The following is a 24,241-nucleotide window of genomic DNA, read 5'->3' as shown; positions in this document are numbered from 1 at the left end:
CTGGCATGAATTTTTCGGAATGATTCAGCACAGCGCCAGCGCCTCCAGGCAGTTTCTGCGGTGAGCGGCGCCCGTGTCCGGGGCAATCTCCACGCCGGGCAGCCTGAGGCCGTAGTCCAGCCCCAGGCGGTCTGCCTGCAACACCCAGGCGGTCAGGCGTGAGACGCGGGCTTCGTGCTCGGGCAGGGCGGCGCGGGCCAGATCCAGCCACAGTTCGTGCCGCTGCGCCTGCTGGGAGTCGCGGCTGACCAGGTCATCGGTGCCCGTGCCCAGCGACTTGGCCGCTTTTTTCCAGACGACCAGCTTGAGCGGGTCGCCCCGGCGGTAGGCACGCACGCCATCAAATTCGCCAATCCCCTGGGATGGCGCGCTGCCCGTGCCGCCAGCGCGCGGCTCGCCCGGTGGCAGGGGCGGCGCGGGCGTTTCGGGTGCCGGGTACACCAGCACCTTCGCTGCGGGGCGCCAGTAGGTCCATACGCGAAAGGTGCCCAGCGGGAAACGCGTCTCGGCCATGAGGGTGGGCACGCCGTGCAGGCCCCGGCGTTCAGGCTTGAAGGCCACCTGCACGCCGGACTGCCCCTGCGCCGGCACATCGGTCCAGGCCCAGTGGTGCGCCTCCTTGCCGTCGGTGTGCACCGACAGGGCAATGCCGTAGCGCGGCGTCTTGCGGTCGCTGGACAGCTGGATATCGAACGCGGCGCTGGTGCCCATGAAGTGCGGCTCGGGCGGCTTCAGATGCAGCGTGAGGCCGCGCAGGTTGGCGTGGCATATGTGCATGCCGACCACAGCGCTGCCCGCCAGCAGGAACGTGAGCAGATACCCCAGGTTCAGCTGGTAGTTGATCGAAGCGACAAGAAGCACCCCCAGCGTCAGCGCCAGCATCCAGCCCGCGCCCGTGGGCAGGATGTAGACGTTGCGCTGGGTGAGGACCAGGGTGTCGCTGAGCGGCAGGCGCGCCTGCCACCAGCGCTGAAAGCGGCTGCGCAGCGGCGCCAGCGGGTTCAGCCGCCCCGCCAGGCGGTGCCAGCGCCCGGCGGGTGACAGGGGGATCGGGGCAGCGGGATCCATGGCTCAGGGCAGGGGCACGGCTTCCACCATGGCGCGCACCTGCTCCACCGCGCCCCGCCCGGCATCGCCCACGGGCACCAGGCGGTGGGCGATGGTCTGGGGCAGCACGGCCTGCACATCATCGGGTGCCACATAGTCGCGCCCGCTGATGAGCGCCTGGGCCTTGGCTGCGCGCACCAGGGCAATGCCTGCGCGGGGCGACAGGCCCTGCAGAAACCAGCGGCCCGAGCGCGTGGCCGCGATCAGGTCCTGCACATAGTTGAGCAGCGGCTCGGCCGTATGGATGGCCTGCACCTGGCGCTGCAGCTCGGCCAGTTCATCGTCGGACAGCAGCGGCAGCATGGTGTCCACCATGTCGCGCCGGTCGGCACCCGCCAGCAGCACGCGCTCGGCCGCGCGGTCGGGGTAGCCGATGGAGATGCGCATGAGGAAGCGGTCCAGCTGCGATTCGGGCAGCGCAAAGGTGCCCAGCTGGTCGTGCGGGTTTTGCGTGGCGATCACGAAGAACGGGTGGGGCAGGGCGCGGGTTTCGCCCTCCACCGACACCTGCTTTTCTTCCATGGCTTCAAGCAGCGCGCTCTGCGTCTTGGGGCTGGCGCGGTTGATCTCGTCGGCCAGCAGCACCTGGGCAAACACCGGGCCGGGGTGGAACACGAAGGCCTCCTTGCCGCGCTCGTACACCGACACGCCCGTCAGGTCGCTGGGCATGAGGTCGGCCGTGAACTGCACGCGCGAGAACTGCAGGCCAAAAGTGCGCGACAGTGCGTGGGCCAGGGTGGTCTTGCCCACCCCCGGAACATCCTCGATCAGCAGGTGCCCTCCTGCCAGCAGACAGGCCACGCAGTCTTGGACTTGCGCCTGTTTGCCCACGATCACCGTGTTAAGCTGATCCAGTAACGATTTGATCTTGTGCTGTGCATTCATGGCGCGACGTTATCCGAAAAACTCCAAATAATGCGAGACGCGGGGACAAGACTGTGAGCAAGACGGGCTATTTCACCCATCGGGACTGTTGGAAGCACGAGATGGGCCCGGGCCACCCCGAATGCCCCGAACGGCTGGACGCCATCGAAGACCGCTTGCTGGTCACTGGTGTGGGCGATGCGCTGGAGCGCTACGACGCCCCGGAGGCCTCGCTGGCCGACATCGAGCTGGCCCACGGCCGCATGCACATCGCGGCGCTGCGCGGCCTGTCGGACCGGCTCAATGAAGAACTGTTGGCCGGCGGCCCCAACTACGCCCAGATCGACACCGACACCTCCATCAACGCCCACACCTGGAAAGCCTCGCTGCGGGCTGCCGGGGCCGCGCTGGCTGCCACCGATGCAGTGATGGCCGGCGAGGTGGAAAACGCCTTTTGCTCGGTGCGCCCGCCGGGCCACCACGCCTGCCGCGACAAGGCCATGGGGTTCTGTTTTTTCAACAACGTGGCGGTGGCCGCCAAATACGCGCTGCAGCGCTACAACCTGCAGCGGGTGGCGGTGGTGGACTTTGACGTGCACCACGGCAACGGCACCGAAGACATCCTGGCCCATGACCCGCGTGCGCTGATGGTCAGCATCTTTCAGCACCCGTTCTACCCCTACAGCGGTGACCACGACCCGGCACCCAACATGGTGAACGTGCCCGTAGCGGCGTACACGCGGGGCATGGATATCCGCGAGATCATCGAGGTGATGTGGATGCCCCGGCTGGAAGCCTTCAAGCCCGAGATGATCTTTGTCAGCGCAGGCTTTGACGGCCACCGCGAGGACGACATGGGCCAGCTGGGCCTGACGGAGCAGGACTACGCCTGGATCACCCAGCGCGTGAAGGATGTCGCCCGCCGCTTCTCCAAGGGCCGCATTGTGTCGTGCCTGGAAGGCGGCTACGTGATGGGCCCGCTGGCGCGCAGTGTGGAGGCGCACTTGCGCGTTCTTGCGGATCTTTGACGCGCGCTGTGCTGCCTGCCGCGGCGCACCCAGGTGGGAAACGCCAGGGGGCCTGTCATGGCAGGTTCCACGGTGCCACTGGCCTCATGCGCGCCTGACTCAATCGCCGCTCGCATTGCCGAGCACAGGAGATGCAACATGACGATTCCAAATTCAGACGATCTGCTGCAGATCACACGTGATGCGCGCGGTGTGGTCACCCTCACTTTGAACGACCCTGCGCGTTTCAATGCCTTGGGCGCTGAAATGCTCTGTGCACTGCAGCAGGCGCTGGACGATGCGGGCCGCGACGAATCGGTGCGCGTGGTGGTGCTGGCCGCAGCCGGCAAGGCGTTTTGCGCGGGCCACAACCTCAAGGAGATGGCTGCGAACCCGGAGCTGGCTTACTACCAGAAGCTTTTTGCGCAGTGCAGCCGCATGATGCTCACCATCCACAAGCTCAGCGTGCCTGTCATTGCGCGGGTGCAGGGCATGGCCACCGCAGCAGGCTGCCAGCTGGTCGCGCAATGTGACCTGGCGGTGGCGGCCGACTCGGCCAGCTTTGCCACCAGCGGCATCCACTACGGCCTGTTCTGCGCCACGCCCAGCGTGCCGCTGGTGCGCAACGTGCCCGCCAAGCGGGCGATGGAAATGCTGCTGACAGGGGATTTCATCGATGCCCCTACCGCGCTCGCGCAAGGGCTGGTGAACCGTGTGGTGCCCGCCGACGGGCTGGATGCGGAGGTGGAGAAGCTGGTGCAATCCATCGTGCAAAAGCCCCGCGTGGCGGTTGCCATGGGCAAGGCGCTGGTGTACCAGCAGCGTGAGCTGGGCATCGATGCCGCCTATCAGCTGGCAGGCCCCACCATGGCTGCCAACATGATGGATGCGGCCGCGCAGGAGGGCGCGCTCGCCTTTGCTGAAAAGCGCCAGCCCGCCTGGAAGCGCTGAACCCCATGGCTGCGACCGACCTGCCCATGCTGCAAGACCTGGGCCGCTGGGCCGAGGGGTTTGTTCGGCCCACCGTGCTGATCGAGCTGGCAACGCTGGCTGCGTGTGTCGGCCTGGCTTGGTTGCTGGTGTCCGCGCTTCAGCGCGGGCTTCACCGGGGGGATCCCCGTTCCATTCTGTTTGGCGCGCGGATCGTGGACGGTGCGCTGTTCCCGCTCGCCCTGCTGGGCCTGGCCTATGTGTCGCGCACCTTGCTGGTGCTGTGGTTTCCCCTGGCCGTTTTCAAGGTGGCTGTGCCGGTGCTGGTGTCGCTGGTGGTGATCCGCATTGGCGTCAAGGTCCTGCAGGTGGCTTACCCGGATGCGGCCTGGGTGCGCCCGATGGAGCGATCGATCTCCTGGCTGGCATGGCTGGGCATGGTGCTGTGGGTGACAGGGCTGCTGCCGCTCGTGCTGGACGAGCTCGACAAGATCCAGTGGAAAGTGGGGGGCGCCACCCTGTCGGTGCGAACGCTGATCGAGGGCGCGCTGACCGCCGGGGCGGTGCTGCTCATTGCACTGTGGATATCTGCCGCCATCGAGGCGCGCCTGATGCGCTCGGCCACCGGCGCAGAGCTGTCGCTGCGAAAGGCAGTGAGCAATGCCGTGCGCGCGCTGCTGATTTTCGTCGGGCTGATCATGGCGCTGTCGGCTGTGGGCATTGACCTGACCGCGCTGTCGGTGCTGGGCGGTGCCGTGGGTGTGGGCATTGGCTTTGGCCTGCAGAAGCTGGCGTCCAACTATGTGAGTGGCTTTGTGATTCTGGCCGAACGCAGCATGCGCATTGGCGACAACGTGCGGGTGGACAACTTCGAGGGGCGCATCACCGGCATCAACGCGCGCTACACCGTGGTGCGTTCGCCGGCAGGCCGCGAGTCCATCGTGCCCAACGAGATGCTGATCATCCAGCGGGTGGAGAACCTGTCGCTGGCAGACCCGCGGGTGTGGTTGTCCACCGTGGTCAGCGTGGGGTACGACAGCGATGTGGACCTGGTCACCCGGCTGCTGGGCGAGTCAGCACTTGTCAACCCCCGGGTGCTGCGCGATCCGGCCCCCAGCGTGGCCCTGTCGGCATTTGGGGCAGACGGCCTGGAGTTCACCGTGGGCTTCTGGATCGCCGACCCCGAGAACGGGTCGCTGGGGCTGCGCTCGGACATCAACCGGGCCATCCTCGCGGCCCTGCGCGCCCACAAGATCGAAATCCCTTATCCGCAGCGGGTCATGCATGTGCAGGTGGAGGGGCCAGTTCCGGTGGCTGGGGCCGTGGTGGAACAGGTGGCATCGCGTGCCGACCAGCCCCCACGGCAGCGCTGAGCATGTTGTTCGCCCAGGCGACAGCAAACTCTAGACAGCGCGCCCGCTGCGTCGCCTATAATTCTGAAAAAGCACGATCGTTCTTTTTTGATCGCGTGGTCTATGTCCCGGCTCCGTAGCGATTTCGCTGCAGTGCGACATAGAATGATCCAGTTTACGTAAACGTCAATTCAACCAACTCTAGGAGCCGCAGCAATGAAGGTCTTGGTCCCTGTCAAGCGCGTGGTGGACTACAACGTGAAGGTCCGCGTGAAGTCGGACAACACGGGTGTGGACATCGCCAACGTGAAGATGAGCATGAACCCCTTTGACGAAATCGCCGTTGAAGAGGCCGTGCGCCTGAAAGAAAAAGGCCTGGTGACCGAAGTCATCGCTGTCTCCTGCGGCGTGGCCCAGTGCCAGGAAACCCTGCGCACCGCCATGGCCATTGGTGCCGACCGTGCCATCCTGGTCGAGACCGACGTGGAACTGCAGCCCCTGGCCGTGGCCAAGCTCCTGAAGGCCCTGGTGGACAAGGAACAACCTTCGCTGGTGATCCTGGGCAAGCAAGCCATCGACGACGACGCCAACCAGACCGGCCAGATGCTGGCGGCCCTGGCCGACCTGCCCCAGGCCACGTTTGCCAGCAAGGTGGAACTCGCTGCTGACAAGGTCAGCGTGACCCGCGAAGTGGACGGCGGCCTGGAAACCCTGCAGCTCACGCTGCCCGCCGTCATCACCACCGACCTGCGCCTGAACGAGCCCCGCTACGTCACCTTGCCCAACATCATGAAGGCCAAGAAGAAGCAGCTCGACACCGTCAAGCCCGAAGACCTCGGTGTGGACGTGGCGCCTCGCCTGAAGACCCTCAAGGTGACCGAGCCCGCCAAGCGCGGCGCTGGTGTGAAGGTGGCTGACGTTGCTGCCTTGGTCGAAAAACTCAAGAACGAAGCGAAGGTGATCTAAATGTCGGTACTCGTTATTGCTGAACACGACAACGCGTCCATCAAGGGCGCCACGCTGAACACCGTGACGGCCGCTGTAGCCTGCGGTGGCGACGTGCACGTGCTGGTGGCCGGCCACAATGCCGGCGCTGCTGCCGCTGCTGCCGGCCAGATCGCCGGTGTTGCCAAGGTCATCCACGCTGATGCCCCCGGCCTGGAACACGGCCTGGCCGAAAACGTGGCCGCGCAGGTGCTCGCCATCGCCTCCAGCTACAGCCACATCCTGTTCTCCGCCACGGCCAGCGGCCGCAACATCGCCCCCCGCGTGGCGGCCAAGCTCGATGTGGCCCAGGTCAGTGACATCACCAAGGTGATCTCCGCCGATACCTTCGAGCGCCCCATCTACGCCGGCAACGCCATTGCCACCGTGCAAAGCGCCGACAGCGTGAAGGTCATCACCGTGCGCGCCACGGGCTTTGATGCCGCAGCCGCCACCGGTGGCTCTGCCGCGGTGGAAACGGCTGCCGCCACGGCAGACAACGGCAAGAGCACGTTCATGGGCAGCGAAATCGCCAAGAGCGACCGCCCCGAGCTGACGGCTGCCAAGGTCATCGTCTCCGGCGGCCGCGCCCTGGGCAGCAAGGAAAAGTTCGACGAAGTGATGACCCCCCTGGCCGACAAGCTGGGTGCCGCTTTGGGCGCCAGCCGCGCTGCGGTGGACGCAGGCTACGCCCCCAACGACTGGCAAGTGGGCCAGACCGGCAAGATCGTGGCGCCGCAGCTGTACATCGCCGCTGGCATCTCGGGTGCCATCCAGCATTTGGCCGGCATGAAGGACTCCAAGGTGATCGTGGCGATCAACAAGGATCCTGAGGCGCCGATCTTCAGCGTGGCCGACTATGGGCTGGAGGCTGATCTGTTCACGGCTGTGCCAGAACTGGTCAAGGCCCTGTAAGAACGCCACTGTGCACACAAAGGCATCGCTTGCGATGCCTTTTTTTTGACGAAATTTCGCTTTCCCGGAGACACCCATGAGCTACACCGCCCCCGTCAAGGACATGTTGTTCGCCATCGAGCACCTGGCCAACATTGAACAGATCGCCCAGATCCCCGGCTTTGAAGACGCCGGCCTGGACACGGCGGCTGCCGTGCTGGAAGAGTGCGCCAAGTTCAATGAAGGGGTGCTGTCGCCGCTCAACTGGGAAGGCGACAAGAACCCGTCGAGCTGGAAGGACGGCGTGGTCACCACCACCCCTGGCTTCAAGGAGGCCTTCCGCCAGTACGCTGACGGTGGCTGGCAGGGCCTGCAGCACCCCGCCGACTTTGGCGGCCAGGGCCTGCCCAAGACGATTGGCGCCGCCTGCATCGAGATGACCAACAGCGCCAACATGAGCTTTGCGCTGTGCCCGCTGCTGACCGACGGCGCCATCGAGGCGCTGCTCACCGCAGGCAGCGATGAACTCAAGGCCACGTACCTCGAAAAGCTGGTGACCGGCCAATGGACCGGCACCATGAACCTGACCGAACCCCAGGCAGGCTCGGACCTGGCCCTGGTGCGCACGCGCGCCGAACCCCAGCCCGACGGCACCTACAAGATCTTCGGCACCAAGATCTTCATCACCTACGGTGAGCACGACATGGCTGAGAACATCATCCACCTGGTGCTGGCCCGTGTGCAGGGCGCGCCCGAGGGCGTCAAGGGCATCAGCCTGTTCGTGGTGCCCAAGTTCATGGTCAACAAGGACGGCACGCTGGGCGCGCGGAACGACGCGCATTGCGTGAGCATCGAGCACAAGCTGGGCATCAAGGCATCGCCCACCGCCGTGCTGCAGTTTGGCGACCACGGCGGCGCTGTGGGTTACCTGGTGGGCCAGGAAAACCGCGGCCTTGAATACATGTTCATCATGATGAACGCCGCCCGCTATGCCGTGGGCATGCAGGGCATTGCGATCTCCGAGCGCGCCTACCAGAAGGCCGTGCAGTACGCCAAAGACCGCGTGCAGAGCCGCCCGGTGGATGGCAGCATCAACGCCAGCGCCGCCATCATCCACCACCCCGATGTGAAGCGCATGCTCATGACGATGCGCGCTACCGTCGAGGGTTGCCGCGCCATGGCCACGGTGGCCGCAGCAGCGTTCGATGCTGCCCACCACCACCCCGATGCGGAAACGCGCAAGCAGAACCAGGCGTTCTATGAATTCATGGTGCCGCTGGTCAAGGGCTACAGCACCGAGACCAGCCTGGAAGTGACCAGCCTGGGCGTACAGGTGCACGGTGGCATGGGGTTCATTGAAGAAACCGGCGCGGCGCAGTACTACCGCGACGCCAAGATCCTGACCATCTACGAAGGCACCACCGCCATCCAGGCCAACGACCTCGTGGGCCGCAAGACGGCGCGTGACGGCGGCCAGACGGCCAAGGGCATCGCTGCGCAGATCGAGAAGACCGAGGCCGACCTGCTGGCCAGCGGCACACCCGCTGCACTGGCCGTGGCCAAGCGCCTCACGGCTGCGCGCAAGGCGCTGCTCGATGTGATTGACTTCGTGGCCGGCGGCACCAAGGCCCAGCCCAACGCCGTGTTCGCGGGCAGCGTGCCCTACCTGATGCTGGCGGGCAGTGTGGTGGCGGGCTGGCAGCTGGCGCGCAGCCTGCTGGTGGCGCAAGAGCTGTTGCAAAAGGGACAGGACGCAGCCTTCATGCGCGCAAAAATCACTACGGCCCAGTTCTACGCTGATCACATCCTGGTGAAGGCCCCGGGCCTGCGCGACAGCATCGTGGAAGGCGCGGCCAGCGTGACCGAACTCGCGCTGGAAGCGTTCTGAAGTTCGATCGTGTTGTGAGGAGACGGCCCCGTTCATGGGGCTTGTTGATATAAAAATGATAGCTTTTGGCGCTTGATGGATAAGCGCTAGAGGCTTGTTTCATATAAATTTCTGTCCTGGAAGTTGTTGCCATGTCCAAACTGCCCGCCGCACTGCAAAACCTCTCGCTGCCCGTCATCGGCTCGCCGCTGTTCATCATCAGCAACCCCAAGCTCGTGATCGAGCAGTGCAAGGCCGGCGTAGTGGGCTCCATGCCTGCGCTCAATGCCCGCCCCGCCGAACTGCTCGACGAATGGCTGGCCGAGATCACCGAAACCCTGGCTGCCTACAACAAGGCCAACCCCGACAAGCCCGCCGCGCCTTTTGCCATCAACCAGATCGTGCACAAGAGCAACGACCGGCTGGAGCACGACATGCAGGTGTGCGCCAAGTACAAGGTGCCGATCATCATTACCAGCCTGGGCGCGCGCGAGGATGTCAACCAGGCCGTGCATGCCTGGGGCGGCGTGGTGCTGCACGACATCATCAACAACAAGTTTGCGCACAAGGCGATCGAGAAGGGCGCTGACGGCCTGATCGCCGTGGCCGCGGGTGCGGGCGGCCATGCGGGCGTGAAAAGCCCCTTCGCCCTGATCCAGGAAATCCGCCAGTGGTTCGACGGCCCCGTAGCGCTCAGTGGTTCCATCGCCAGCGGCGATGCCGTGCTGGCAGCGCAGGCCATGGGCGCGGACTTTGGCTACATCGGCTCGGCCTTCATCGCCACGCACGAAGCCCGCGCCAGCGATGCCTACAAGCAGGCCATCGTGGACGGCAGCTCCGACGACATCGTCTACAGCAACCTGTTCACCGGTGTGCACGGCAACTACCTGGCCCCGTCGATCCGCGCTGCGGGCATGGACCCCGACAACCTGCCCGAGTCCGACCCCAGCAAGATGAACTTTGGCGGCGACGCCAAGAAGGCCTGGAAAGACATCTGGGGCTGCGGCCAGGGCATTGGCGCCATCAACGCCGTGACCAGCACGGCCGAGCTGGTGGCCCGCCTGCGCAGCGAGTACGAGGCCGCCCGCGCGCGCCTGAAGTTGTAATGCTCTAACGCTCGAATCGGCTGGGGGTTGTGATGGGTCTGCCCTGCAACTTGCAACGCCCGTAGACACCGCTGTTTTCATTTCGCCCGCCCTGTGCATCCGCGCAGGGCGGGCGATGTGCTTTTGGGCGGCACGCACAAGGGCAAACCCCCATCAATACTTTGGAGGTTGCGGGGAAAATGGTGATATTAAGTAACTAAATGCCGATGGCCGTGCAGCGCCGCGGCATGGCTGCTGACGTTATACAGGGTGCGTTCCGCCGGATGACTTGCGCGGTTGCACCCCCGTGTGTCCAACAAGGAGGGAGAAGTTTTGCGCAATTTCATGATGATGCTGGTGTTGGCGCTGGGCATGGCCGGAGCGGGCCATGCCCGCAACGAAGGGGTGACCGACACCGAAATCCACCTGGGCGCGTCGGTCGTGCTTTCAGGGCCTTTGGGGCCGCAGACGGTGCAGTACACCGAAGGCTCGCGGCTGCTGTTCGAGTCCGTCAATGCCAAGGGTGGAGTGCACGGCCGCCAGATCCGCTACACCACGCTGGACGACGGCTTCGACGCCCAGAAGGCCGTGGCCAACACGCGCCAGCTGCTCGAAGCGGACAAGGTATTCATGATCTACCACAGCACGGGCACGGCGCAGACCGCTGCCATCCTGCCCCTGGTCAATGAGCACCGCACCTTGCTGTTCGGGCCCGTCACCGGCGCCTCTGCGCTGCGCGAAACCTTCAACCCCCTGGTGTTTCACGTGCGCGCGGGCTACGCGAGCGAAGCGCAGAAGATCGTCTCACAGCTGCAGCGCCAGGGCATCACCCGCGTGGCGGTTCTTTATCTGGACGATGGCCTGGGCAAGGCCCTCGTGGCAGAGCTGCGCAAGGCATCGGAGGCACTGCAGCTGCCCTTCATGGCGGAGTTCAAAGTCGATCCGCAGAAGCCGGACTTCGCTGCAGCGGCGGCGGCCACGGACAAAGCACAGCCGCAGGCCGTGATCGTGGCGACGGGGGGCGCCTCCTTCACCAACTACATCTTGGAGGTGCAGACCACCAGTGCGCGGCCCGCCTACTATGGTTTCTCGGTCATGAGCCTGGACGTGATCAACCGCGAGCTCAAGGAAAAAGCGCGCGGCATCATCCTGGCGCAGATCATGCCGTCGCTGCGCAACACCACCATCCCGGTGGTGGCCGACTACCTCAACCTGCTGCGCGCCAAATCACCTGGCGCCCAGCCGTCGGCAGCGCAGTTTGACGGGTTTGTGCATGCGCGGCTGCTGGTCGAGGGACTGCGCCGCACGGGACGCAACCTGACCACCGAGAGCTTCATCAAGGCCATGGAAGATGCGGGCGAAATCTCGTTCGGCCGTTTCAACGTGAAGTACTCCCCCAAGAGCCGCAATGGCTCGACGTATGTGGAACTGGCCATCGTGGATGCAGAGGGCAGTCTGCGCTACTGAATCATCTCCACGGAGGGTTGTGCGGTGAGGCCCGGCGCGGCGGTGCAGACAGCAGGGTGGCAAGCCGCCCATCCTGACCGGCGACAATAGCGCCTGGGCCTCACGCGGACGGCGCGGGAAGATGGGGCCGGTTTTCGGCTACCTTCGCATGTCCTCCCCCAGCTCCCGCACGCCCCTGATCGACATGGTCAAGGGGCTCGCCTGCATCACGATCATCTGGCACCACCTGGCGTTCTACGGGCCCATGTCGGACATTGCCCAGCCTTTGGCGCCTGCGCTGATGGCATGGCTGTATGACTACGGTCGCATGGCGGTACAGGTGTTTCTGGTACTGGGCGGGTATCTGGCGGCTGCAAGCCTTGCGCCCCACGGGGTGGCGCGTTTCGACCATGCAGGACATGCGGTGGCCAAGCGGTTTGTGCGGCTGGTGGTGCCCTATGCGGTGGCGGTGCTGCTGGCGGTGGTAGCTGCTGCAGCGGTGCGCGGGGTTACGGACCATCCGTCCGTTCCCGACGAGCCCACGCTGGCCCAGCTTCTGGCCCATGCGCTGCTGCTGCAGGACATCGTGGGCGAAGACGCCCTGTCAGCGGGTGTCTGGTACGTCGCCATTGATTTCCAGCTGTTTGTGTGCAGCGTGCTTTTGTTGACGGGCGTGCGCGCCTTGCCGGGCGCGTGGGCCAGGCGCCACGGCGCCCGCCTGGTCCAGGCTGGCGTGGTGGTGGGCGTGGCTGCATCGCTGTGGGTGTTCAACCGCATGGCCGAGCTGGACATGTGGGCCATCTACTTTCTGGGTGCCTACGGCCTGGGCATGCTGGCGTATTGGGCCGTGCAGTCCCCTCGCCCGCTCGTGTGGGTGGGCCTCATCGTGGCGCTGGGCGGGATCGCCTTGGTGCTGGATTTCCGGGGGCGCATCGTGGTGGCACTGGTCACCGCACTGTGCCTGGTGGGCGCCTTGCGAACCGGACCTTTGCGCGCCTGGTGTGGCCTTGCGCCGCTGGTGCGCCTGGGCCAGATGTCGTACTCGATCTTTCTGGTGCACTTTGCAGTGTGTCTGGTGGTCAACACCGTGGTGGGCCGGCTGTGGCCCGAGGCGCCGGTGCCCAACATGCTGGGCATGGTGCTGGCGTTTGTCCTGTCGCTGGCCGCCGGGCGACAGCTGTATGTGCGGGTAGAGCAGCATGTGCCATCGTGGTCCACAGCCCTCAGGTGGCAAGTGGGTTTGGTGGGCACGGGCATGTTGGTCGCGGGGCTGAACAACTGGGCATGAGCCCAGCCATATCGGCCTGTGGAGCTGACGGATCTCAGTCCTGCGGCCGGAATCCGATGGTCAGCGAGGCGGGCACTCGCCCATCCACATCGCGCGGCAGGGTTTCGGTTTTATCGAGGGCGCGCAGCACTGCGTCATCCCAGGCCTTGTTTCCGCTGGACTGCACCAGCCGCTTGCCCACGATGGTGCCATCAGGTGACAGCCGCACTTCCACTTCCGCACGCGGATTGCCGGAAATGAGGTCGGGGTACACGATGTTGGGCCGGACCTTGGCAGCCACCCTGCCGCCATAGCCGCCCGAAGGGCCTGCACTGCGTTGGGCGGTGCCCGTTGCGGTCTCGCTGCCGGTCGCGCCTGCCAGGCCTTGAATGCGGCGCAGATTTGCTTCGCGCTGCTCGGCCAGTTGCCGGGCCTGCTGCTCTTCCTTGCGCTTTTCCTCTGCCAGCCGTTTCTGCTTTTCCTGTTCGGCCTTCTTCTGCTCGGCCAGCTGTTTCTCGCGCTGCTCTTTTTTCTCTTGCTCCAGGCGCTCGCGGCGCTCGGCTTCCTTGCGCTCGCGTTCGCGTTTCTCGCGCTCCAGTTGCTGCTCGCGCGCTTTCTTTTCCTGCTCCAGGCGCTTCTTTTCGCGCTCGATGGCGATGTCGGCCTCCCGGGTGTCGGGGGGCTCAACGGCACGTGGGGTCGGTGCAGGGGCGGGGGCTGGCTGCCTTACCTCGGGGGTGGGAGGTGGGGGTGGGGGTTCTGCGGCACGTGGGGCCGCCTGCTGGGGCACCGCGGCCCAGAGTTCGGCTTCTACGGCGGGTTGATCGGCGCTGTTCTTCCAGTTCACGCCCCAGGTGAGCGCACCGATCAGCACCACATGCACCAGCACCGCAAGCGACACGGCGCGCAGGCGTGCCGGGGGCCTGGGTGGGGCAAACTGGTCGAGGTCGTTGTGGGCGTGCATGGAACAGCGGATTCGCGTGACCGGCTCAGCCACCCTGTTTGACGGACAAGCCGACGCGCTGCACGCCCGCCTTTTGCAAAGCGTCCATGGCCTTCACCACGGTTTCGTATTGCACGCCCTTGTCGGCACTGATCACGACTGCGCTCGCGCTGTCAGCGCCCTGGGCTTTCTGCCAGCGGCTCGCGGCCTCGCCAATCTCGCGCTGGTTCAGGCTGCGTGTGGCTTCGGGCGTCTTGAATTGCAGCGAGCCATCCTTGTTGACGATGACCTGTGCCACGACCTTGGGCATGTTCTTGCCTTTGCCCACGCTGGGCACATCAACCACACCGGGCGTCAGCATGGGCGCAGTCACCATGAAGATGATGAGCAGCACCAGCATCACGTCGATGAAGGGCACCATGTTGATCTCGTTGATGGTGCGGCGGCCGCGGCCGCGGGATGCCATGGCGGGCATGGGCGTATCCCTCAGTGGCCCGAGGCCGTATGGCCTGCGGGGGCGGGCTGGGCGCCCAGGTTGCGCTGGAGAATGTTGGAGAACTCTTCAATGAAGGTCTCCTGGTGCGTGGCCACGCGGTCAATGTCGCGCGCGAAGCGGTTGTAGGCGATCACGGCCGGGATGGCGGCAAACAGGCCCAGGGCCGTGGCGACCAGCGCCTCGGCAATACCGGGTGCCACGGTGGCGAGCGTGACCTGCTCCATGCCAGCAAAGCCGGTGAACGCATGCATGATGCCCCACACCGTGCCGAACAGGCCCACGTACGGCGACACCGAGCCCACCGATGCCAGGAATGAAAGGCTCGACTCCACCACGTCCATTTCGCGCTGGAAGCTGGCGCGCATGGCGCGGCGTGCGCCGTCGAGCAACGTACCGGTGTCCGCTATGCGGCGCTCGCGCAGCTTCTGGTATTCGCGCATGCCACTGGCAAAAATGCGTTCCATGGGCCCGGCCTGCTTGGCGTTTTGCGCGGCGGCGGCGTACAGGTCATTCAGGCTGGTGCCCGACCAGAATTCGCGCTCGAAGTCTTCGTTCAGTGTCTTCACGCGCTTCAAGGCAAACAGCTTGCGGAAGATGGCGGCCCAGCTGGCCACCGAGACGATCAGCAGCAACAGCATGACGAGTTGCACCACCCAGCTGGCGTGCAGCACCAGGTTGATGATGGACATGTCTTGGGAGTTCATGGTGTGAGTTGTTCCAGAAGGGAGTTCGGGATTCGTGCGGGGCGCAGGGTGGCGGCATCCACCCATCCGATGCGGATGGTGCCTTCGCTCAGCAACAACGGGGTCTGTTCGGTCATCTGCTCTGGTTTCAGGAGCGCACTCTGCACTATTGTCAACGATGCGCGGCCTGCAGCCTGCAAGGCGGCGGTAACAATGAGTTCGTCGTCCAGCCGTGCCGGCCGGTGGTAGCGCAGCTGGGCATCCGTTACGACAAACATGCCCCCGGTTTGTTCCCGCAATTGCTGCTGGCCCACGCCCAGCGAGCGCAGCCATTCGGTGCGCGCGCGCTCAAAAAACTTGAGGTAGTTGGCGTAGAACACGATGCCGCCGGCATCGGTGTCCTCCCAGTACACACGGATGGGAAACTCGAACGCCATGGCGCTTTACCCCAGCACACTGCGCAGGCGCGCCACCGACTCCTGCAGCTGCGCCATGGAATTGGCCGTGGAAAAGCGCACGAAACGTTCGGGTTCGGCCGTGCCAAAGTCGCGTCCCGGTGTGACGGCAATGTGCGCGCGGCGCATCAGCTCGAACGCACACTCCCAGCTGCCGGTCACGCCGAGCTGCTGCGCGGCCTGCGTGCAATCGGCCCAGGCATAAAAAGCGCCATCGGGCATCACGGGCACATTCAGGCCCAGCGACTGCAGCGCGGGGATGAAGAAGTCGCGCCGCGCCTTGAACTCGGCGCGGCGGCGTTCGTACTCGGCAATGCTCTCGGGCTCGAAGCAGGCCAGCGCCGCATGTTGCGACACCGTGCTGGCGCAGATGAACAGGTTCTGCGCCAGGCGCTCGACCACCGGCACCATGGCGTCGGGCACCACCATCCAGCCCAGGCGCCAGCCGGTCATGTTGAAGTACTTGCTGAAGCTGTTGATGCTGATGATGTTGTCGTCGATGGCAAGGGCCGTGTGGCCAAACTCTTCCTCGTACGAAAGCCCCAGGTAGATCTCGTCGATCATCGTGATGCCGTCGTGCGCGCGCACCACGTCATGGATGCGCCGCAGCTCGTCGGGCGCAATCGAGGTGCCGGTGGGGTTGGACGGCGAGGCCAGCAGCACGCCGCGCGTTTTTTCATTCCATGCGGCACGCACCTTGTCGGCGCTCAGCTGGTAGCGCTCTGCCGCCGTGGTGGGCAGCAGCACGGCCTTGCCCTCGGCGGCGCTCACAAAGTGGCGGTTGCAGGGGTAGCTGGGGTCGGGCATCAAAATTTCGTCGCCCGACTCGATGAGCGCCAAACACGCCAGCTGCAGTGCGGCCGATGCCCCCGCCGTGACCACGATGCGGCGTGCTGGCACGTTCACGCCAAAGCGGCTCTGGTACCAGCCGCTGATGCGTTCGCGCAGGGGCTCCAGGCCCAGGGCGTTGGTGTACTGCGTGGTGCCGCTGTGCACGGCGCGCAGTGCAGCTTCCTGCACCAGCGGGGGCGCGGTGAAGTCGGGCTCGCCGATGTTCAGAAAAATCATCGGCTCGCGCGTGCCCGCCACCTCGCGGGCCAGAGCCTGCGCAGCCTTGGCCACTTCCATCACGTAGAACGGTTCGATGCGCTCGGCGCGCGTGGAAAACTTCATGGGACGGTGTCCTGCCCGAGCGGATCGGGGGGTGGGGAGATCAGGGGGGCGCCCTGTGCGTGGCCGCAGAAAGCGCTACACAGCAGGGCGGGCGGATGGGGCCCGCTCAGGCTTCGTCGGCGGGCGCGGGCGGTGTGGCGCCAGAGGCCTTGTCGGCGGCCACCTCCTGTGCGCGCAGCTTGGGGGCCAGGCCGTTGAGCACGGCGTTCACATACTTGTGGCCGTCGGTGCCGCCAAACTCCTTGGCCAGCTCAATACATTCGTTGAGCACCACGCGCCAGGGCACATCCAGGCAGTGCTGGAACTCGTACACGCCGATCCACATGCAGGCGTGCTCGATGGGCGAGATTTCCGCCATCTTGCGGTCCAGCAGCGGGGTGACCAGGGCGTCCAGGTCGGCAGCGTTTTCAATGCAGCCATGCAGCAGGGCGTCGTAGTGCGCCGAGTCGGCCTTGTGAAAACCCGCCAGGTCGCGCGTGAACGCGTCGATGGCCGTGGCGTCGTTGCCACCCACAAGGTGCTGGTACAGCGCCTGCAGCGCAAACTCGCGCGCGCGGCTGCGGTTGGACTTGGAGGCTGCCTTGCGCGCCCCCGTGCTCGTGAGACCGGTGCGGGTTTGCTTGGGTGGGCGTGCCGACGACGGCGTGGGGGTGTGTTCGCTCATGACAGCTCATCCAGCAGGTTGGCCATTTCCACCGCCACGCGGGCCGCGTCCACGCCCTTTTCGGTCTGGCGGGCGACGGCTTGTTCCATGTTCTCGGTGGTGATGATGGCGTTGGCAATCGGTATCTGGTAGTCCAGCGACAGGCGCGTGACGCCCGCGCCGGATTCATTGGCCACCAGTTCAAAGTGGTAGGTCTCGCCACGGATGATGCAGCCCAGCGCGATCAGCGCGTCGTATTCGTCGCTCTCGGCCATGGCCTGCAGGGCCACGGGTACTTCGAGTGCGCCAGGCACCAGCACATGCTTGATGTGCTTTTCCTGCACGCCCAGGGCCAGCAGCTCGGTGCGGCAGGCAGTGGCCAGGGTGTTGGTAATGCTCTCGTTGAAACGGGCCTGCACGATGCCGATGTGCAGCTTCTTGCCGTCCAGTTTGTCTGCGGTGCCTTTGTCTGCGCCAAACATAGTGATCCTGTTCCTGTCTTTATTCTTTGGGGATGAAGCCGGTGATTTCGAGGCCATAGCCCGCCATGCTGGGCATGCGGCGCGGCTGGCCCATCAGGGCCATCTTTTGCACGCCGCATTCACGCAGGATCTGCGCGCCCACGCCATAGGTGCGCAGGTCCATGCGGCCGCGCTCGGGTGCCTGGGCCGAGCGCGCAGTGCCTTCAAACTGGGCCAGTAGCTGGGTGGCGCTTTCGCCGCAGTTGAGCAGCACAGCCACGCCCTTGCCTTGTTTGGCCAGGTATTGCAGGCTGGTGTCCAGGCCCCACGAGTGCATGGAGCGGTTGACTTCGAGCGCATCGAGCACCGACAGCGGCTCGTGCACACGCACGGGCACCACGTCGTCGGCGCTCCACTGGCCCTTGACCAGCGCCAGATGCACGGCCTGGCTGGGCTTGTCGCGGAAGGCGTGGGCGGTGAACTCGCCATACGCCGTCTGCAGCGTGCGGGTGCCGACTTTTTCTACCAATGACTCGTTGCGGCTGCGGTGTTCGATAAGGTCGGCGATGGTGCCGATCTTGATGCCGTGCTCGGCCGCAAACAGCTGCAGATCGGGCAGGCGGGCCATGGTGCCGTCGTCCTTCATGATCTCGCAGATCACCGATGCGGGGCTGCAGCCTGCCATGGCGGCCAGATCACACCCGGCTTCGGTGTGCCCTGCGCGCATCAGCACGCCGCCGTCCACCGCCTGCAGCGGGAAGATGTGGCCGGGCTGCACCAGGTCGCTGGGCTGGCTGTTGCGGTCCACCGCCACCTGCACGGTGCGGGCGCGGTCAGCCGCCGAGATGCCGGTGGTCACGCCTTCTGCCGCCTCGATGGAGACGGTGAAAGCCGTGCTGTACACCGTGCCGTTGCGTGCGGCCATGGGCGGCAGCTTGAGGAACTCGCAACGCTCGCGGGTGAGCGTCAGGCAGATCAGGCCCCGGCCGAAGCGGGCCATGAAGTTGATGGCCTCGGGCGTCACGTGGTCGGCGGCCAGGACGAGGTCGCCTTCGTTTTCGCGGTCTTCTTCATCCACCAGGATGACGATGCGCCCGGCGCGCATCTCGGCCACGATGTCCTCGACGGGCGAGATCGGCACGGGGTTAAGGGGGGTGTTCATGGAAGGCTGGGGCTTTCTGTGGAGCCGCTGGCGACTTGCCAGCTGGCGGTGTGCTGCAGCACAGGTTCCTGTGGCCGGGGGCCATGGTGTGCCCCCAAGAAACCGCCCCAAAGAACATGCGATGCGGCGCTGCCGCACGTCAAAGGAGCTGGGGAGCCTCTACATGAATCATCGCACCGCGTGCATCTGCGGTCTCGGGCGGACTGCTGCGTTGCAAATGCTCGCAATAGCCCCGCTATTGCTGTGCTTTGCGCCTTGCAACCCATCCCGATCCGCAGCGCACACGCCGCGTCATTCATGCAGAGGCTCCCTTGCCCCCGAAGCCCCGGATTTTAGTGCACCGGGGCCTGCTTGGCTTCTGAAAGGTCCGGCGCCTGACGCAGATCAGATGGCGCTGCCCTGCAGCACCACATCCGACGCGGGGTAGGCCACACAGGGCAGCACGCAGCCTTCGGCCTGTTCTTCGGCGCTCAGGCCCGGCCATTCGATGGCGTAGCGCACCGTGCCCTCGACCAGCTGGCCAAGGCAGGTGCGGCAGGTGCCGTTGCGGCAGGAGCTGGGCCAGTCGATGCCGCCCTGCTCCATCGACAGCAGCAGGGGCTGTTCGGGCCAGGCGTCGCACTGGGCGCCGTCGGGCTCGATCCTGGCGGTGAAGAAGGGGGCGGTGTCGGGTGTGCTCATGGGGGCGTTTTGTTCAAGCGTTGCGTGTGGCGTGGGTCCACACCAGCAGCAGGTTGTTGGCGGGCAGGGCGTGCCGTGCGGCCAGGTGCAAGCCGGCCTGGGCGGCCACAGCGGCCACGTCTTCGAGGCGGCGGATGCCCCAGGCGGCGTCTTGTGCACGCAGGCTGGCATCAAAGGCCAGGTTGCCGGGGGCTGTGGGCACGTCGTCTTCCAGGTAGGGGCCGTAGGTGACCAAGTGGCCGCCCGGCGCCAGGTGGCGGGCGGCGCCCTGCATCAGCCCCGTGCAGCAGGCCCAGGGGGCGATGTGCAGCATGTTGGCACAGTAGATCAGGTCGAACGCGGCGGCGCCGAAAGCGGGGCCCTCGCTGGGCCAGCGGTCGCGCAGCACGTCCAGCCGCCGTGGCGCCTGCACGTTGCGGGCACCAGCCTGCGCTGCCCAGCCGGTGATCGAGGTGAAATGCGTGTCGTGCAGGTCGGTGGGCTGCCAGGTCCAGCCGGGCAGGGCGGCGGCAAAGTGCGCCGCGTGCTGGCCGGTACCGCTGGCGATCTCCAGCGCGGCGCCGCTTGGGGGCAGCACGGCCAGTAGTTGCGCCAGGATAGGCGTCTGGTTGCGCTCGGCGGCGGGGCTGTGCTGAAGGGGTGTGGGAGACACTGAGAATATGGGGTTTTTGGCTTCTGGCGCTTATCCATAAAGCGCTGACAGCTATGAAATTATGAGCGTTTTATGGCGCGCCGCTGTGCACTGTACCGCAGACGCTTTACCCGGGTGGCACTGCCTGTTTTTTGGGCGAGACAAGAAGTTGGCTTGCAAATCAACGACTTATGTCTGTCATACAAGGCTTGTTCAGAGTTATCCACAAGATTGTCCAGTGTGGACAGGGATAACCGGGTGTTTTCTGGCCTTGCAAAGGGTGACCAACGTAGGGCTGGAAAGGGTCTGGCAATTGCCTGTTTTTTGTGCGGATCAAGGATAGTCCTTTTAAATCAAGCACTTAAAACGCTCATACAAGGCTTGTTCAAACTTATCCACACCATTGTCCAGTGATGGCAGGGATAACCCATCCCAAGGGCGTCTTGTATTGCCTAAAAATGAGGCAATACGGTGTGTTTCTTTACAAATCAAGCACTTGGCGCTGTCATACAGCGCTTGTCAAAACTTATCCACATGATTGTCCAGCGCTGGCAGGGATAACCTGCTGGCAGACATTCAGGGGGTCACTGTCACGCCCTTCCAGAACGCCACGCGGCCTTTGATTTCTTCGGCTTCGGGCTTGGGGTCGGCGTAGAACCAGGCCGCATCGGTGTTCATTTCGCCGTTGACCAGCAGCGACAGGTAACTGGCCTGGCCCTTCCAGGCGCAGGTGGTCTTGTGGTTGCTGAAGGTGAAGTGTTCGCGCTTGAGTGCGCTTTCGGGGAAGTAGTGATTGCCTTCGACCACCACGGTGTCGTCGCTCTCGGCAACCACGACGCCGTTCCAGACTGCTTTCATGGGAAATCCTTGGTAAAAATGGCCTCTAGCGCTTGATAGGTAAGCGCTGATAGCTATGAAATTGTGAGTGATACGGTGCCGCCGCAGGTGCGCCCCCGGTAACGGGTTTGCGAGGCCGATTATTCCCAATGCGCCGCGGCTGTGCACGTGCCCGTGGCAACGCGGGGTCTTCGGGCGTGTGATTCAGTCGCCTGCGCAACCGGCTGCCCCCCGCGCGTGGCTTACAGTGCAGCGCGCGGCGCCAACGCCTTCGAGCAGGTGCCAGGTTTTTTCGCTTCGTTCAGTCATTCATTCATCGACCCATTGAGACAACAGGAGAACCTTCACCATGGTTATTGATTTCAAAGGCCGTGTGGCCATCGTCACAGGCGCCGGTGGCGGCCTGGGCCGCCAGCATGCGCTGGCGCTGGCCAGGCGGGGCGCCAAGGTGCTGGTCAACGATCTGGGCGGCGCAGTGGACGGCAGCGGCGGCACGGTGACGGCTGCGCAGGCCGTGGTCGATGAGATCCGTGCCGCAGGCGGTGAGGCGCTGGCCAATGGCGCGTCGGTCACCGACTTTGCCGCCGTCGAGGCCATGGTGCAGCAGGCCATCGATGCCTGGGGCCGGGTGGACATCCTGGTCAACAACGCGGGCATCCTGCGCGACAAGTCGTTTGCCAAGATGAGCATGGATGATTTCCGCCTGGTGGTGGATGTGCACCTGATGGGCGCTGCCAACTGCTGCAAGGCCGTGTGGCCACACATGGTGGCCCAGCAATATGGCCGCATCGTCATGACCACGTCGTCCACCGGCTTGTACGGCAACTTCGGCCAAAGCAATTACGGCGCCGCCAAGCTGGCCCAGGTGGGGCTGATGCAGACCCTGGCCATCGAAGGCGCCAAGTACAACATCCACGTCAACGCCCTGGCCCCCACGGCCGCCACGCGCATGACCGAGGGCCTGATGCCCCAGGAAGTGCTGGACGCCCTGAAGCCCGAGGCAGTTGTGCCCGCCATGCTGGTGCTGGCGCACGAGAGCGCGCCCACGCGCACCATCCTGTGTGCGGGCGCGGGCACGTTTGAAGCGGCTCACATCACCCTCACGCAGGGCATCCATCTGGGCATTGGCGCTGATGTGCCCGAGCAACTGGCCGCCCGCCTGGCCGAGGTGACCGAGCGCGCAGGCGAGCAAGTACCACAAAGCGGCGCAGCGCAGGGCACCAACGAAGTTGGACGCGCTTTGGCGGCAAGGGCTTGATGCCCGTTCAGGCGGGTCAGCGCTCGGCGTGCTAAGTTCCGGGCCGACAGAAGTTGGATCGGTAAAAAACCATGAGCACATTGCACGAGAGACTGGCCGCCTGCCCGGCGGACGCCCTGGGGGGGATTCGCCGCGGCATTGAAAAGGAAGGGCTGCGCGTGCTGCCCACCGGCGGCCTGGCCCTCACGCCACACCCGCTGGCCCTGGGCTCAGCCCTTACACACCCCCTGATCACGACCGATTACAGCGAGTCGCAGCTGGAGCTGATCACCGGCGCCCACAAGGGCGTGCAGCAGTGCCTGGACGAGTTGACCGAGGTGCACCAGTTCGTGCACCACACCCTGAAGGACCACGGTGGCGAGCTGCTCTGGGCCTCCAGCATGCCCTGCGGCCTGCCCACCGACGAAACGATACCGCTGGCGCGTTATGGCAGCTCCAACATCGGCCGCGCCAAAAGCGTGTACCGCATGGGCCTGGGCCACCGCTATGGCCGCCGCATGCAGACCATTTCGGGCATTCACTACAACTGGTCGCTGCCGGGCGTAACGAGCGAACAATACTTTTCGCTCATCCGCAATTTCCGCCGACACGCGTTTGTGCTGCTGTACCTGTTCGGCGCATCGCCCGCCTTGTGCCCCTGTTTTGTGGAAGGGCGCGAACATCGCCTGCAGCGCATGGAAGGTGGCAGCGCGCTGTACCTGCCGCACGCCACCTCGCTGCGCATGGGCCGCCTGGGCTACCAGAGCGACGCGCAGGCCACGCTGGCCGTGAGCTACAACGGCCTCGCCGGCTACGCCAACTCGCTGCACGAGGCGCTGACCAAGCCGTACCCCGCCTACGAAACCGTGGGCGTGCGCAACCCCGGCGGCGACTACAACCAGCTGGGCACCAGCCTGCTGCAGATCGAAAACGAGTTCTACGGCACCATCCGCCCCAAGCGCACCGTGCGCACCGGCGAACGCCCGCTGCACGCGCTGCGCGAGCGGGGTGTGGAATACGTGGAAGTGCGCCTGATGGACCTGGACCCGTTCGTGCCCGTGGGCATCACCGCGCCCACCATGCGCCTGCTCGACGTGTTCCTGCTGCACTGCCTGCTGTCCGACAGCCCGCCCGACACGCCGGCCGAGATTGCCGAACTCAAGCAGAACCAGCACCTCACCGCAGAGCGGGGCCGCGAGCCCGGCCTGCACCTGTCGCGCAACGGCCAGAGCGTGCTGCTGACCGAATGGGGTGCCGAGGTGCTGGCCGCCTGCGAGCCGCTGGCCGCCGCGCTGGATGCCACCCATGGCACCGATGACTACAGCGCCGCGCTGCGCGACGCCCGCGCCCTGATGGCTGCGCCCGAGCGCACACCGTCGGCCCGCGTGCTGGGCAGCATCGTGCACAGCCACCAGCACAGCTTTGAAGCCTTTGCCCGCCAGCAGTCCATGGCTGCGCGCGATGCGCTGCTGGGCCTGCCCTGGACGCCTGAGCAGCAGGCGCGCTACCTGGCGATGGCCGATGAATCGATCGCTGCGCAAAAGGCCATCGAGGCGGCAGACACGCTGCCGTTTGAGGAATGGCGCGAGCAGTACATGGCAGTAAAAGAGTTGGGGTGACCCCCTGAGCGGCTGCGCCGCTTCCCCCAAGGGGGACGCCACCGGTGGCCTGGCGAAGCCAGTTCCACGGTGGCACTGGATTTGGGCCGCGCCAGTTTCAGGCGACGCCTGCTACATGGCAGAATTGTTGGGTACTCTGAATTTGATAGCTGCTAGCGCTTATCCATCAAGCGCTAGAGGCTAATTTGGCTTGAAATTCAGCCCTGTAGCTGCAGCAGCGCCTCTTGCCGCCAGTATTCGGCGGCGTCCAGGAATCCTTCCCACACGCAGCCATTGCAACCGCGCCCGCAGCAGGTGGTGGGCTCGGGCGGCGGGTTGCGCAGCGTGATGCCTGCATTCGCAGCGCGTTGCTGCAGCGCCAGGAACATCTGCTGCGCGCTCTCGCCGTCCACCGCACGGGCCGGGGTTGCCATGGTG

25 protein-coding genes are annotated in these 24,241 nt (G+C 65.2%); 11 read left to right on the top strand and 14 right to left on the bottom strand.

Annotated elements, in window-relative coordinates; translation table 11 throughout:
• Nucleotides 1–24 precede the first annotated feature (24 nt).
• Entirely contained in the window at nucleotides 25–1,068 is a 1,044-nt protein-coding gene (locus KYG_RS16660; RefSeq protein WP_008906104.1) for a DUF58 domain-containing protein, read from the bottom strand.
• Between the two features lie 3 nt (nucleotides 1,069–1,071).
• Nucleotides 1,072–1,992, bottom strand: a complete 921-nt coding sequence (locus KYG_RS16655; protein ID WP_008906103.1) for a MoxR family ATPase — start codon at nucleotides 1,990–1,992, stop codon at nucleotides 1,072–1,074.
• 53 nt (nucleotides 1,993–2,045) lie between these two features.
• On the opposite strand from KYG_RS16655, the gene KYG_RS16650 reads away from it, so the two are divergent.
• The 9 genes from KYG_RS16650 (at nucleotide 2,046) to KYG_RS16610 (ending at nucleotide 12,824) form a co-directional block, all read left to right on the top strand.
• Nucleotides 2,046–2,999: a histone deacetylase family protein gene (locus KYG_RS16650; protein ID WP_008906102.1), complete on the top strand. Its 954-nt coding sequence runs from the start codon at nucleotides 2,046–2,048 to the stop codon at nucleotides 2,997–2,999.
• A 138-nt stretch (nucleotides 3,000–3,137) separates the two neighbouring features.
• Complete coding sequence (locus KYG_RS16645) at nucleotides 3,138–3,929, top strand: enoyl-CoA hydratase (RefSeq protein WP_008906101.1); 792 nt, start codon at nucleotides 3,138–3,140, stop codon at nucleotides 3,927–3,929.
• Nucleotides 3,930–3,934: 5 nt separating this feature from the next.
• Nucleotides 3,935–5,281: a mechanosensitive ion channel family protein gene (locus tag KYG_RS16640; protein WP_008906100.1), complete on the top strand. Its 1,347-nt coding sequence runs from the start codon at nucleotides 3,935–3,937 to the stop codon at nucleotides 5,279–5,281.
• A gap of 195 nt (nucleotides 5,282–5,476) precedes the next feature.
• The gene (locus KYG_RS16635) at nucleotides 5,477–6,226 is read left to right on the top strand and encodes an electron transfer flavoprotein subunit beta/FixA family protein (protein ID WP_008906099.1); all 750 of its coding nucleotides are present in this window, start codon (nucleotides 5,477–5,479) and stop codon (nucleotides 6,224–6,226) included.
• A complete protein-coding gene (locus KYG_RS16630) occupies nucleotides 6,227–7,159 on the top strand; it encodes an electron transfer flavoprotein subunit alpha/FixB family protein (protein WP_008906098.1) in 933 nt (310 codons plus the stop codon). It abuts the gene before it with no gap.
• Nucleotides 7,160–7,235: 76 nt separating this feature from the next.
• Nucleotides 7,236–9,026 (top strand): acyl-CoA dehydrogenase, encoded by a 1,791-nt coding sequence (locus KYG_RS16625; RefSeq protein ID WP_008906097.1) that lies wholly within the window; start codon nucleotides 7,236–7,238, stop codon nucleotides 9,024–9,026.
• 131 nt (nucleotides 9,027–9,157) lie between these two features.
• Nucleotides 9,158–10,111, top strand: coding sequence for a nitronate monooxygenase family protein (locus KYG_RS16620; RefSeq protein ID WP_008906096.1), 954 nt, complete (start codon nucleotides 9,158–9,160; stop codon nucleotides 10,109–10,111).
• Nucleotides 10,112–10,423: 312 nt separating this feature from the next.
• The gene (locus tag KYG_RS16615; RefSeq protein ID WP_008906095.1) at nucleotides 10,424–11,557 is read left to right on the top strand and encodes an ABC transporter substrate-binding protein; all 1,134 of its coding nucleotides are present in this window, start codon (nucleotides 10,424–10,426) and stop codon (nucleotides 11,555–11,557) included.
• Between the two features lie 148 nt (nucleotides 11,558–11,705).
• A complete protein-coding gene (locus KYG_RS16610; RefSeq protein WP_034695013.1) occupies nucleotides 11,706–12,824 on the top strand; it encodes an acyltransferase in 1,119 nt (372 codons plus the stop codon).
• 34 nt (nucleotides 12,825–12,858) lie between these two features.
• Here the strand turns inward: KYG_RS16610 and tolA are convergent, their stop codons facing one another.
• The 11 genes from tolA to KYG_RS16555 all read right to left on the bottom strand — a co-directional run bounded on the left by tolA (nucleotide 12,859) and on the right by KYG_RS16555 (nucleotide 20,989).
• Nucleotides 12,859–13,767 (bottom strand): cell envelope integrity protein TolA, encoded by a 909-nt coding sequence (tolA, locus tag KYG_RS16605; RefSeq protein WP_008906093.1) that lies wholly within the window; start codon nucleotides 13,765–13,767, stop codon nucleotides 12,859–12,861.
• Between the two features lie 25 nt (nucleotides 13,768–13,792).
• Nucleotides 13,793–14,221, bottom strand: coding sequence for an ExbD/TolR family protein (locus KYG_RS16600; RefSeq protein WP_008906092.1), 429 nt, complete (start codon nucleotides 14,219–14,221; stop codon nucleotides 13,793–13,795).
• A gap of 11 nt (nucleotides 14,222–14,232) precedes the next feature.
• Nucleotides 14,233–14,946 (bottom strand): protein TolQ, encoded by a 714-nt coding sequence (gene tolQ, locus KYG_RS16595; protein ID WP_008906091.1) that lies wholly within the window; start codon nucleotides 14,944–14,946, stop codon nucleotides 14,233–14,235.
• Complete coding sequence (ybgC, locus tag KYG_RS16590) at nucleotides 14,943–15,362, bottom strand: tol-pal system-associated acyl-CoA thioesterase (protein WP_008906090.1); 420 nt, start codon at nucleotides 15,360–15,362, stop codon at nucleotides 14,943–14,945. The genes tolQ and ybgC overlap by 4 nt, the downstream gene beginning before the upstream one ends.
• 6 nt (nucleotides 15,363–15,368) lie before the next feature.
• Nucleotides 15,369–16,553 (bottom strand): pyridoxal phosphate-dependent aminotransferase, encoded by a 1,185-nt coding sequence (locus tag KYG_RS16585; RefSeq protein WP_008906089.1) that lies wholly within the window; start codon nucleotides 16,551–16,553, stop codon nucleotides 15,369–15,371.
• 106 nt (nucleotides 16,554–16,659) lie between these two features.
• Nucleotides 16,660–17,217: a transcription antitermination factor NusB gene (gene nusB / locus KYG_RS16580; RefSeq protein WP_008906088.1), complete on the bottom strand. Its 558-nt coding sequence runs from the start codon at nucleotides 17,215–17,217 to the stop codon at nucleotides 16,660–16,662.
• Nucleotides 17,214–17,678: a 6,7-dimethyl-8-ribityllumazine synthase gene (gene ribH, locus KYG_RS16575; RefSeq protein WP_008906087.1), complete on the bottom strand. Its 465-nt coding sequence runs from the start codon at nucleotides 17,676–17,678 to the stop codon at nucleotides 17,214–17,216. Before ribH ends, nusB begins: the two co-directional genes overlap by 4 nt.
• A gap of 19 nt (nucleotides 17,679–17,697) precedes the next feature.
• Nucleotides 17,698–18,819, bottom strand: coding sequence for a bifunctional 3,4-dihydroxy-2-butanone-4-phosphate synthase/GTP cyclohydrolase II (ribBA, locus tag KYG_RS16570; RefSeq protein WP_008906086.1), 1,122 nt, complete (start codon nucleotides 18,817–18,819; stop codon nucleotides 17,698–17,700).
• 384 nt (nucleotides 18,820–19,203) lie between these two features.
• Entirely contained in the window at nucleotides 19,204–19,500 is a 297-nt protein-coding gene (locus KYG_RS16565) for a 2Fe-2S iron-sulfur cluster-binding protein (protein ID WP_008906085.1), read from the bottom strand.
• A 13-nt stretch (nucleotides 19,501–19,513) separates the two neighbouring features.
• The gene (locus KYG_RS16560; RefSeq protein WP_008906084.1) at nucleotides 19,514–20,152 is read right to left on the bottom strand and encodes a DUF938 domain-containing protein; all 639 of its coding nucleotides are present in this window, start codon (nucleotides 20,150–20,152) and stop codon (nucleotides 19,514–19,516) included.
• A 555-nt stretch (nucleotides 20,153–20,707) separates the two neighbouring features.
• Complete coding sequence (locus tag KYG_RS16555) at nucleotides 20,708–20,989, bottom strand: DUF427 domain-containing protein (protein WP_008906083.1); 282 nt, start codon at nucleotides 20,987–20,989, stop codon at nucleotides 20,708–20,710.
• Nucleotides 20,990–21,317: 328 nt separating this feature from the next.
• On the opposite strand from KYG_RS16555, the gene KYG_RS16550 reads away from it, so the two are divergent.
• Nucleotides 21,318–22,226 carry an SDR family oxidoreductase gene (locus KYG_RS16550; RefSeq protein WP_008906082.1) on the top strand — a complete coding sequence of 303 codons (909 nt, stop codon included), beginning with the start codon at nucleotides 21,318–21,320 and terminating at the stop codon, nucleotides 22,224–22,226.
• A 71-nt stretch (nucleotides 22,227–22,297) separates the two neighbouring features.
• Entirely contained in the window at nucleotides 22,298–23,824 is a 1,527-nt protein-coding gene (gene gshA / locus KYG_RS16545) for a glutamate--cysteine ligase (protein WP_008906081.1), read from the top strand.
• A 197-nt stretch (nucleotides 23,825–24,021) separates the two neighbouring features.
• On the opposite strand, the gene KYG_RS16540 is transcribed toward gshA, so the two are convergent.
• A complete protein-coding gene (locus KYG_RS16540; protein ID WP_008906080.1) occupies nucleotides 24,022–24,237 on the bottom strand; it encodes an oxidoreductase-like domain-containing protein in 216 nt (71 codons plus the stop codon).
• Nucleotides 24,238–24,241: the final 4 nt, after the last annotated feature.

Source organism: Acidovorax sp. NO-1 (assembly GCF_000238595.1).
Lineage (GTDB): Bacteria > Pseudomonadota > Gammaproteobacteria > Burkholderiales > Burkholderiaceae_C > Acidovorax.
The sequence above is the reverse complement of the archived record's forward strand: the minus strand, read 5'-3'. Positions and strand labels throughout refer to the sequence as shown.